Genomic DNA, 10416 nt, shown 5'->3' on the forward strand with positions numbered 1-10416 from the left:
AATATTAGACTCCGAAGTGGCGTGGGGTCGGCTTTCTGCGTTCGGGTGGACGGAGGCGCTCATTTATGGTTAAAGGCGTTATTATTCTGTTTAGTGCAGCAGTCGTGACGGCATTGACCGTCAATCATTTTTCTCCCTGGGGAATCGCCTTGATTGGGAACTGGAATACGGAAAAGGGCGTGATCAGCGCAAAGCCCAAAAACGATGTCGTGGCCCATGAGCGGGAAATCGGGGACATTCATATCGTAAAAGAGATTTATGACCGGGGGGGCGCGCTTTTTGTCGATGCCCGGCCGGTTGAGGTGTTTAACGAAGGACATATCGCAGGCGCCGTACCCTTTCCCGCAGGGGAGATGGAAGAACGGATAGAAGCGTTCATCAACACCCATGCCCCCGAAACCCGCATCATTACCTACTGCTCCGGCAGAGAATGCGAAGACAGCCATATCCTGGCGGAATATCTGACGGATTTCGGTTTTAAAACGGTTCAGGTGTTTGTGGACGGTTTTCCGGCATGGGAAAAGGAGGGGTATCCGGTTGAATGATTCTTTCACGCATTTTTTTTCAAGTCCCCGGGCGGAACTGATCGGGCGCTGGTTACTGGGCATTGTTTTTTTGACGGCCTGTTTTCATAAAATCCTTAACCCAGCGCAGTTTGCAAAAATACTATATGGATATCAATTGGTTCCGAACGACGTGATCAACCTGACGGCCATCGTTCTGCCGTTCCTGGAAGGTTATGCCGGTCTGGCCCTGATGCTGGGTATATATCCAAAATCGGCCGCGTTATTAATCAACACGATGCTGATCGCCTTTATTGTTGCGATTTCCATCAATCTGCTAAGAGGCCATGAGTTTGACTGCGGCTGTTTTTCCATTCGGAATACACAGGGGCCATCGGCCGCAGTGACGCTGCTGGTGCGCGATGTCATTTGCCTGATGGGGGGAATCTATATCATGGCGTTTCGGGGAACTCGCAAGGGGTGTTTGGTTACATGAAAATTTGAAACACTCGTTATCTCAGCAGATTGAAATACCAATGGATCAGATGTGGGCCCCAAAAAACATAGAGCAAAGCGCCCAGGGAAAGAAAGGGGCCGAAGGGAACTCTCAATTTCATCTTTTGTTGGGAGGATCTCATGAGCAGCAATCCAACCAGGCACCCGGCGGTTGAGCCCGTAAAAATGGTAAACAACACACCCTGCCAACCCAATAGGGCGCCGATCATGGCCAGCAGCTTGATGTCCCCGCCGCCCATTCCCTCTTTCCCAGTTAACGCATGATAGGCCCATGCCACCAGAAAAAGGCTTCCGCCGCCGGATAAAATGCCCAAAAGGGACCGGATCAGCGGGGTCTTGAGATCAGAGTGCGGTAAAAGGAACGAGGCGGCAAAAAAAATGAAAATTCCCGGCAGCGTAATCACATCGGGAATAATCTGGTGGTCGATATCGATAAAGGTCACGACGATGAGCGCGGCGGAAAAGACGAAAAAGATTAGGGCTGCAGGCGTTAGTGAAAACCGGAAAACGATTGCCAAGGCCAGCAAGCCGGTGATCAGCTCGACCAGGGGATAGCGAAGGGGAATGGGCGTTCGACATTGCCTGCATTTGCCACCGAGAAACAGATAAGAGAGAATCGGAATATTATCCCGTGCCTGAAGGGTGGTATGGCAGACCGGGCACATGGAACGGGGTCGAACGATCGAATTGCCCTTCGGAAGGCGGTAAATGCAGACGTTGAGAAAGCTGCCGACGCAAAGGCCGAAAAGGAACACGATGAGGGTCGGGAAAAACAGGTCCATGGCGGGGGCATCCTTTCAAAGGGCCGGGATTTTATGGCGTTTTATTAAAGCCGAACACTAAAGAAGTTCCGTAAAAAAATCAAGTTGGTATTGTAAAAGAGAAAATATGCCTTATACTATACCGTTTGGATAGCGTGAATGGCGCCCATCTGCCATGCGTGCCAACGCAGCGGAACTATTCAAAGCTGAATCAAGAATTTTTTTAAAAGGCTTGATCCGCGACCTCATGCCCAACTTTTTTCCGGTAAGGCCGGACGGGTTAGGCAAGCGCTCTGGGGTTTAGGTGGATTTGAAGATAAACAGGAGAAAAAATGGCTGAGACCGACAGGGACGATCTGATAAGCATTATTGATGAAGACGACAAGGAAGCGAATGTTCCCAATCCGTTACCCTTGTTGCCCGTGCGGGATGTGGTCATTTTTACTGACATGCTGCTTCCCTTGTTTATCGGGCGCGAGAAATCCGTTCGCGCCGCGGAAGAGGCCGTTACGCAAGATCGCTTTTTATTTCTGGCGACCCAGAAAGACCCGCATGTTGAAAATCCGGGGCCTGATGACATTTACACGGTGGGAACGGTCGGGCGCATATTACGAATGCTCAAATTGCCGGATGGCAGGGTAAAAGCACTGGTTCAGGGCGTTGCAAAGGGACGGGTGATTAAATACGTTCGCAAAAAGCCGCATTACCGGGTCCAGGTGGAATTCGTCGAGGAAAAACCGATGACCGAGATTACGCTGGAGGTCGAGGCCCTGATGCGTAATGTGCGGGAGCATTCTGAGAAAATCCTTGCATTGCGCGGCGAGATGACTGGAGATGTCGGGGTGATTTTGGAGAGCATGGAGGATCCGGGCAAGCTTGCGGACCTGGTGGCATCCAACCTTCGGCTTAAAATCGAGGAGTCCCAGCAAGTGCTGGAGCTTTTCGACCCGGTCGAACGGCTTCGAAAGGTAAACGATCTTCTTTCCAGAGAAGTGGACCTTTCGGCGATGCAGGCCAAAATCCAGTCTGATGTGCGTGATGAGATTTCAAAAAGCCAGCGGGATTATTTTCTTCGGGAACAGGTGCGTGCCATTCATCGGGAATTGGGTGAGAACGATGAAAGAGCGATAGAGGTGGAAGAATACCGCAAGCGGGTAAAAAAGGCCAAAATGCCGGCGGATGCGGAAACCGAGGCCATGAAGCAGATTAAACGGCTGGAGCAGATGCACCCGGACTCAGCGGAATCTTCCGTGGTCCGGACTTACCTGGACTGGCTGACGGAACTGCCGTGGAGTAAATCGACCAAGGACTTTCTCGATATCACGCATGCCAAATCGGTGCTGGATACTCATCATTACGGCTTGGAAAAAGTGAAGGACCGGATTCTGGAATACTTAAGTGTTCGAAAATTAAATCCCACCATGAAGGGGCCGATTCTTTGCTTTGTGGGCCCTCCCGGTGTCGGAAAAACATCGTTGGGCCAGGCCATTGCCAAAGCCATGAAACGAAAATTCCACCGCATTTCGCTCGGCGGAATTCATGATGAAGCCGAGATTCGAGGACACCGCCGGACCTATATCGGCGCTTTGCCGGGAAGAATCCTTCAGGGGCTTAAGCAATGCGGCACGAATAACCCGGTATTCATGATGGATGAGATTGACAAGCTTGGCTCGGATTTTCGCGGAGATCCTTCTTCGGCGCTTTTGGAAGCACTTGATCCGGAACAAAATCGGGAGTTCAGCGATCACTATCTCAACCTCGCCTTTGATCTTTCCCGCGTGATGTTTATTTTGACCGCCAACCAGACGGACACGATTCCTTCCGCGTTGCTGGATCGCATGGAAGTGATTAATTTGTCCGGCTACACGCATGAGGAGAAGCTTCAGATTGCAAAGGATTTTCTGATTCCCAGGCAATTGAAGGAGAACGGGTTAAAGGCAAAAAAAATTGAAATCAGCGAGGGCGCCTTATCGCAAATGATCGAGGAATATACCTCGGAAGCGGGGTTAAGAAATCTTGAAAGGGAAATCGGCACCATCTGCCGAAAGATCGCTCGCAAGATTGCCGAAGGGGAGAAAGGGATCGGGAAATTTACCCGAAGCCATCTTCAGACCTATCTGGGGGTTCCGAAATTCATCAAGGAAATGGACCAGGAGGAGAGTCAGATCGGACTTGCCACCGGTTTGGCCTGGACCCAGGTGGGTGGCGAAGTGCTTTATGTGGAGGCCACGCTGATGGGGGGTAAGGGCGAATTGATTATTACCGGGCAATTGGGAGAGGTCATGCAGGAATCCGCACGGGCCGCCATGAGTTACGTTCGCACCAACATGGAAGCCTTCGGCGCCAAAAGCAACGTGTTCGACAATCAGGATGTTCATATCCATGTACCGGCAGGTGCCATTCCAAAGGACGGGCCTTCCGCCGGGATTGCGATGGCCACGGCATTATTATCGGTTGTTTCCAATCAGCCGATCAACAAGGATGTGGCCATGACGGGTGAAATTACGCTGAGAGGCCGTGTTCTGCCGATTGGTGGACTGAAGGAAAAAGCCATGGGCGCGCTACGCGCCGGGATTCGAACCATTATTGTACCGGAAAAAAATAGACGGGATATTTCCGAGATTCCCGCCAACATTAAGCGGAAACTAACCTTTGTTCCGGTCAGCGACATGGACCAGGTGCTGCCCATCGCGATGCCGGGAATGCCCGCGCGGAAACCCATTGTCAAAAAAAAGACGGGTGCCAAACGAAAGTCTGAACAAAAGGCGAATTGATCCATGCGGATTCTGGCGATGGACACGGCTTCCGGATGCGGGAGTGTCGCCGTGGCGGATGGGAATGAGCTGCTGTCTGAAATGGTCACTTCGCGCAGGGAAACCCATTCCAGGCACCTGATGACAATGGTGGACCAGGTATTGCAAATGGCCGGGCTTACCTTGCATGAGATGGACGGCTTTGCCGTTACGGTTGGTCCTGGCAGTTTTACGGGGCTTCGAATCGGCATCAGCACGATGAAGGGGTTGGCATTGGTTACCCAAAAGCCGGTAGCCGGCATTTCGAGCCTTGAAGCGCTTGCGGCGCAGGCATCACCAGCTTCTCAGCTCATCTGCCCGATGCTTGATGCCCGAAACCGGGAAGTTTATTTCGCCCGGTTTCAAATGGCGTCGGGCCGGCTTGAAAGACGGGCCGATGACCAGTCCGCAACGCCCGATTCGGCGTGTAAGGGAATTGAAGCGCCTTGCCTCTTTGTCGGCGACGGCGCGCTAAAATACAGGGAATTGATCACCACAACACTGGGGGAAAAGGCCGCCTTTGCCTTATCGTTTCAACATACCATTCGGGCCTCGACCATATGGCATCTGGGCCGGATAGCATTTCAAAATAATCAGTGCACCGATGCCGCCGCGCTTGCGCCCCGATACCTGCGCCGCTCCTATGCGGAATCAAACAAAAAAATACGAGAAGAATTGACAGGTTTGCCATGTTTCGATATGTAGGATTAATTTTAGCCCCCTTTCAATTGAACGGGGCATGAACTTGTCACCAGCGATACACAACAGGATCCAATCATGACCAACTTCTCATGGCCCGACCCGCCGAGCCAGACGGCTTATCCGGTGGCAAGGGCCGGTTTTCCTTTTATTCTCGCAGCTTCTTTCACCACGGCCGTGCTCGCCTTGCTTGGCCTCACCGTCCCGGCCCTTCTGGGATTGGTGGTGTCCTTGTTTATTTGCTTTTTCTTCAGGGATCCGGACCGGGTGGTGCCGTGTATTGAAAACGGTTTGGTGGCGCCGGCGGATGGCAAAGTCGTTGCTGTGGAAGAACTGGCTTCCAGCCGGTTTTCTGATGGACCCTGCCGTAAAATCAGTATCTTTATGTCCGTGTTTAATGTTCACGTAAACCGGATACCCTGTGACGCGACGGTTCAGCAGGTTCGCTATTTTCCGGGTAAGTTTGTATCCGCGAATCTGGATAAGGCCTCGACGGACAATGAGCACAATGCGGTTTACCTGATAACTGCGTCCGGGAAATCCGTGTGCATGGTTCAGATTGCCGGTCTGATTGCCAGGCGTATTATTTGCGGGGTACAACCGGGCCAGTCGGTGCAAAGAGGACAGCGGATGGGGTTGATCTGCTTTGGCTCCCGAGTGGATGTTTACCTGCCCGTGGAGGCGAAAATTTCAATCCAGGTCGGGCAAAAGGTAACAGCAGGGGCCTCGATTATAGGGGAATGGACTTAACGCAAAACAAGTCATCGGCGCCGGAAGGATACCAGTTGATGGAATGTCGATGAGGAAGGGCATTTTTCCTTTGCCGGCATTACCTAAAAAAATTCGCTTTTATGCACAAGGAGTCTGATATTGGAAAGGGTACCGATTACCAGAGGGGGGTATGAAACCCTCAAAAAAGAGCTGGAGCTTCTCAAAACAGTGGAGCGACCTCAAAACATTCGGGCGATTGAGGAAGCCAGAAGCCACGGCGATCTGTCTGAAAATGCGGAATTTGAAGCCGCCAAGGAACGTCAGGGGTTTATTGAAGGCAGAATTGCCGAGTTGAGCTTCAAAATCAACAATGCCGATATCATTGATCCTTCCAATCTGCCGAAAGACAAGGCTGTTTTTGCCTCTACGGTGTTGCTTGCCAATGTGGACACGGAAGAAAACGTGGAATATCAACTTGTCGGACCGGATGAATCGGATATTAAAAAAGGTCGAATCAGCGTATCCTCCCCGTTGGGGCGGGCGCTTTTAGGGAAAAAACCGGGCGATGAGATCACACTGGCGGCACCGGGCGGCAAGCGTTGCTACGAGTTGATCGAAATCTTGTAACTGCGCATCAATCGCTTAATTAATTGAATTTAGGGAGGTTTTTAGTGGCGAGAATTACCGTTGAGGATTGTCTCAAACGTGTTGCAAATCGTTTTGTGTTAGTCAATATGGCGTCCAAACGAGTGCGTCAGATACGGGAAGGTTCTGAATATCTAGTTAATTCTCCTAAAAATGAAGATATTGTCGTCGCGCTTCGTGAAATCGCCGCAGGCAAAATTATTCGTAAGGAACAGGAGGCAAAGGGTGAGTAACGCAGCAGGTATTCTTTTTCGTGCCGAAGCAAACGGATTATACCTATAAAAAACTGAACCACGCCGTTGGCCGAGCGATTCATCAATATGACATGATTGCCGACGGCGATCGGATCGCTTTAGGGCTTTCCGGGGGGGCTGACAGCCTAACCCTGATCTATATTCTCAAGGAAAGACTGCCGCGAATACCGGTAAATTACGAGATCTTTGCCTTTCATATCGATCCCGGATTTGAGAATGGCTTCAGTGTACCACTTCAAGACTATTGCCGCCGTAACGGCTACCGGCTTGAAGTGGTGAACACGAATATCGGCTCGATTGCCCATGGCGAAGAGAACCGCGAGAATCCTTGCTTTTTGTGCGCTCGTCTCAGGCGAAAGCGCTTATTTGAACTGGCTGCCGCGAATGGTTGCGGCAAATTGGCATTGGGGCATAATAAAGACGATCTGATCGAAACCTTATTTTTGAATATCTGTTATGCCGGAGAAATCAGCACGATGTTGCCGGCACAACCCTTTTTCGACGGGGAAATTACGGTTATTCGACCGTTGGCGTTTGCCGACGAAAAGGACATTCGGCGGTTTGCAAAGGACAACGGTTTTCCTGAATTCATAAACCCTTGCCCTTCAGCCGGGCAGAGTAGCCGGCGAGAGATGAGATTGCTTTTAAATCAATTGTATCAACAAAACCGGAAAATTAAGGGCAATATATTTCGGGCTATGAGCCATGTAAAACCGGATTACCTGCTAAGGTAACAACCGTTTGGAATGATCGCCCCCTGACAGGTCGAAAAAAGAGTTCTAACATGAAAGATATTCAGAGTCTTCCCGACTACCGAAATATACCCATCGATGAAGTCGGCATCAAAAATCTGCGTTACCCCGTAACGGTTAAAGATCGCGCCAATATCATTCAACACACCGTTGCATCCATTAATATGTATGTCGATTTGCCGCACAGCACCAAGGGAACGCACATGAGCCGGTTTGTTGAAATTCTGCAGATGATCCGGCCCGAATTTTCGATCAAAAACATTTCCGCGGTTTTGGCGCAGATGAAGGCGCACCTGAACGCCGCTTCGGCGCATATCGAGATATCCTTTCCGTATTTTATTGAGAAAAAATCACCGGTAAGCGGTGCCCCCGGGCTGATGGACTACACCTGTTCCATTATCGGTTCCAGCGATCGAGACGGTCGGGTGGATCTTATGTCCGAGGTACTCGTCCCCATCACCTCCGTGTGCCCCTGTTCAAAAGAAATCAGTGACGCGGGGGCACATAATCAGCGGGGGGAGGTGAGTTTATCCACACGGTTCAAGAAATTTATTTGGCTGGAGGATATGATCGAGCTGGTGGAATCGAGCGCTTCCTGTGAGGTCTACTCCGTATTAAAGCGCGTGGATGAAAAATCCGTGACTGAAAAAGGGTTTGAGAATCCGAAATTTGTCGAGGACATTGTCCGGGATATCGCGCTGCATCTATACGGGGATGATAATATCACCTGGTTTTCGGTCAGTGCGGAAAACTTCGAGTCGATACACAATCATAGCGCATTTGCCCATATCACCGGCGACAAAAGAGGCTACGGCGCTGATGATTAAATCACAGCTCGTTACGGCTCTGACGGATGAAACGCTCCCTTATTTTGTTTTAATTGCATAAACGCCATCCCTGGTTTTATTCGGTGGTTGAATTTTGGAATTCAGGCAACGAGCGAGCATGGTTTGACTCGAACCATCTTTCGGTTTGACCGCCAATGCCCGGCGAAAATATTTGGTGGCGCTCTCCCAATTCTGATGCCGGTAGACACTCAACCCATTTTCATAGAGGCTTGCCGTTTGTATTACCCCCTGGGGTAGCATTCCGGTAAAACCGAGAATTTCATAAACGCGCAGGGCTTCTTTTTTGCCGATCACGCAAATGGTGTCGAGTTCACAGGCCGCAATTGTTTTTCCAGCCAGCATCCAAGTGAGTCGATTTACTGATCAGGATGTAAGTGCCGTATTCTTTATAGACCCCTTAAAGGCGACTGGCCGCATTGGCCGTATCTCCCATCATAGCGTAGTTTATTCGGCTTTTGGAGCCCATATTCCCGACGACTGCGGGGCCCGTGTTCATGTCGATACGCATTTTTAATGCTGGCATTCCTCTGGATTGTCAGTTTTCCCGAAGCATTTTAAGCCTATCTTGCATATGAATACATGCCCGGCAAGCTACCGCAGCATGATCCGGCAATAGGTTGGGTGCGCCGAATTTGGCAATAATGGCATCCCCCTCAAATTTATCCACAGTTCCTTTTTGGGTCGAGTATGATGTTCGTCAGGCGTTAACCTTTCCGAAATTTCTGAAAACCCCGCGACATCAGGAAAAAAGGTGGTGATTTCCCTTTCTTCGCGGCCGATTAAGATAATATTTCAGAAAGTTAATTTAAACGACTTTTTGCAAGGCCCTCACAGTTGGCAGTGGAAATGTTGGGGGAAATACGGCGACAGTAAACAATCCCATACCGTTACTCAGTGGGCTACAGTATTTATGGCCAGAGCCCTGAACTCATGTGGGCCGTGGAAGACATGCAAGGCTTGAATCGGTGAAAACGGCGTTTTGTCACTCTGCCAGAGCGAAGAGGCTTTCATGGTGGGGCTCAAAGGGCGCCATCGGCACCATTGCGGGTTGCAGGCCCCGTTATATCCTGTGACTGAAAGAACGCTATTATTGCAAAAGTATCCACGCGGCGATGCCGCATGCGTTGAAGTATTACGTCTTTGACGCCAAGGCAGTATAACGGATTTTAAAAGCCCGCCATACCCCGTGCTAATTGGAACACATGAACGCCGGGTCGGCCTCGCGGCGCGCCGGACCGCTGCCGCCTGAAATCAAACAACGGCCGCACCACATCTTTAAAACCAGCAATTTCGGCATGGGTCCAAAAAATGTTTAAGGTTGTTACGTTTTAAAGTGGAGGCAGCACATTGTTAAATCCTTTCAATGCGCGAATTTTAAACATAGTGGATCCCATCCTTTTCTGAACCGGCTTTCGTGATTGTGTGGCCGACATATGCACTTACCCATGCTTTAATAAAACCCGATTAATTATCTAAAGGTATAGGTAATTGGTTTTTTTATTTTTTTCTTGACAGACCTAAAAAAAGGTGAAATGAAAACCTATAAAGTTAGATAAGCGATATAATGTAATCACAATATTACGTAGTTAAAATATTTGGAATTAATCGGTTACATCCAGCAACGTGATAATCTTTAAATTTACGTATCCTCAGCGAGGGAAACCCATGAAAAGCAATGAATATGTTAGAAGTAGGTTTTCAAGGAGGGACTTCATTAAAACCGCTACGGCGGGTGTCAGTGTTGCGAGCCTTTCGGGTTTAGGAGTCAGCTTTGCAAATGCGCATGCCCTAACCGAAGACAATGAAGTTCGAAATGACAACCCAAAATTGACCCCCTGCGATAACCCAATTTTGACCCCCCTATCGTTAAATAAAAAGCCCTCATTACTGTCTCTATTTCAGGAAGGGGCTGTTTTTGCGTGATGGGAGGGGCTG

General features: G+C 49.9%; 11 protein-coding genes. 9 read left to right on the top strand and 2 right to left on the bottom strand.

Features of this window, described 5'->3' with window-relative positions; translation table 11 throughout:
* Nucleotides 1-65: 65 nt before the first annotated feature.
* A complete protein-coding gene (locus RBT11_07595) occupies nucleotides 66-545 on the top strand; it encodes a rhodanese-like domain-containing protein (GenBank protein ID MDX9786622.1) in 480 nt (159 codons plus the stop codon).
* A complete protein-coding gene (locus tag RBT11_07600) occupies nucleotides 538-999 on the top strand; it encodes a MauE/DoxX family redox-associated membrane protein (GenBank protein ID MDX9786623.1) in 462 nt (153 codons plus the stop codon). The genes RBT11_07595 and RBT11_07600 overlap by 8 nt, the downstream gene beginning before the upstream one ends.
* A 16-nt stretch (nucleotides 1000-1015) precedes the next feature.
* Here RBT11_07600 and RBT11_07605 read toward each other — a convergent pair whose 3' ends face one another.
* On the bottom strand, nucleotides 1016-1801 hold the full coding sequence (locus tag RBT11_07605) for a prepilin peptidase (GenBank protein MDX9786624.1): 786 nt from the start codon (nucleotides 1799-1801) through the stop codon (nucleotides 1016-1018).
* 311 nt (nucleotides 1802-2112) lie between these two features.
* On the opposite strand from RBT11_07605, the gene lon reads away from it, so the two are divergent.
* The 7 genes from lon (at nucleotide 2113) to folE2 (ending at nucleotide 8460) form a co-directional block, all read left to right on the top strand.
* The gene (lon, locus tag RBT11_07610; GenBank protein MDX9786625.1) at nucleotides 2113-4554 is read left to right on the top strand and encodes an endopeptidase La; all 2442 of its coding nucleotides are present in this window, start codon (nucleotides 2113-2115) and stop codon (nucleotides 4552-4554) included.
* A gap of 3 nt (nucleotides 4555-4557) precedes the next feature.
* Nucleotides 4558-5277: a tRNA (adenosine(37)-N6)-threonylcarbamoyltransferase complex dimerization subunit type 1 TsaB gene (gene tsaB / locus RBT11_07615; protein ID MDX9786626.1), complete on the top strand. Its 720-nt coding sequence runs from the start codon at nucleotides 4558-4560 to the stop codon at nucleotides 5275-5277.
* A gap of 72 nt (nucleotides 5278-5349) precedes the next feature.
* Nucleotides 5350-6021, top strand: coding sequence for a phosphatidylserine decarboxylase family protein (locus RBT11_07620; protein MDX9786627.1), 672 nt, complete (start codon nucleotides 5350-5352; stop codon nucleotides 6019-6021).
* Between the two features lie 120 nt (nucleotides 6022-6141).
* A complete protein-coding gene (greA, locus tag RBT11_07625) occupies nucleotides 6142-6609 on the top strand; it encodes a transcription elongation factor GreA (protein ID MDX9786628.1) in 468 nt (155 codons plus the stop codon).
* Between the two features lie 44 nt (nucleotides 6610-6653).
* Nucleotides 6654-6860 (top strand): DNA-directed RNA polymerase subunit omega, encoded by a 207-nt coding sequence (gene rpoZ / locus RBT11_07630; GenBank protein MDX9786629.1) that lies wholly within the window; start codon nucleotides 6654-6656, stop codon nucleotides 6858-6860.
* Nucleotides 6861-6880: 20 nt separating this feature from the next.
* Nucleotides 6881-7615: an ATP-binding protein gene (locus tag RBT11_07635; GenBank protein MDX9786630.1), complete on the top strand. Its 735-nt coding sequence runs from the start codon at nucleotides 6881-6883 to the stop codon at nucleotides 7613-7615.
* Between the two features lie 50 nt (nucleotides 7616-7665).
* On the top strand, nucleotides 7666-8460 hold the full coding sequence (gene folE2 / locus RBT11_07640; protein ID MDX9786631.1) for a GTP cyclohydrolase FolE2: 795 nt from the start codon (nucleotides 7666-7668) through the stop codon (nucleotides 8458-8460).
* Between the two features lie 39 nt (nucleotides 8461-8499).
* Here the strand turns inward: folE2 and RBT11_07645 are convergent, their stop codons facing one another.
* A complete protein-coding gene (locus tag RBT11_07645) occupies nucleotides 8500-8823 on the bottom strand; it encodes a hypothetical protein (GenBank protein MDX9786632.1) in 324 nt (107 codons plus the stop codon).
* Nucleotides 8824-10416: the final 1593 nt, after the last annotated feature.

This window comes from Desulfobacterales bacterium (assembly GCA_034003325.1).
Classification (GTDB): domain Bacteria; phylum Desulfobacterota; class Desulfobacteria; order Desulfobacterales; family JAFDDL01; genus JAVEYW01.

Excerpts from the sequence above, each read along its gene's own strand:
- RBT11_07595 (MDX9786622.1), top strand. The coding sequence starts at position 66 with ATGGTTAAAGGCGTTATTATTCTGTTTAGTGCAGCAGTCGTGACGGCA.
- RBT11_07605 (MDX9786624.1), bottom strand. The coding sequence starts at position 1,801 with ATGGACCTGTTTTTCCCGACCCTCATCGTGTTCCTTTTCGGCCTTTGC.
- lon (MDX9786625.1), top strand. The coding sequence starts at position 2,113 with ATGGCTGAGACCGACAGGGACGATCTGATAAGCATTATTGATGAAGAC.
- tsaB (MDX9786626.1), top strand. The coding sequence starts at position 4,558 with ATGCGGATTCTGGCGATGGACACGGCTTCCGGATGCGGGAGTGTCGCC.
- RBT11_07620 (MDX9786627.1), top strand. The coding sequence starts at position 5,350 with ATGACCAACTTCTCATGGCCCGACCCGCCGAGCCAGACGGCTTATCCG.
- folE2 (MDX9786631.1), top strand. The coding sequence starts at position 7,666 with ATGAAAGATATTCAGAGTCTTCCCGACTACCGAAATATACCCATCGAT.
- RBT11_07645 (MDX9786632.1), bottom strand. The coding sequence starts at position 8,823 with ATGCTGGCTGGAAAAACAATTGCGGCCTGTGAACTCGACACCATTTGC.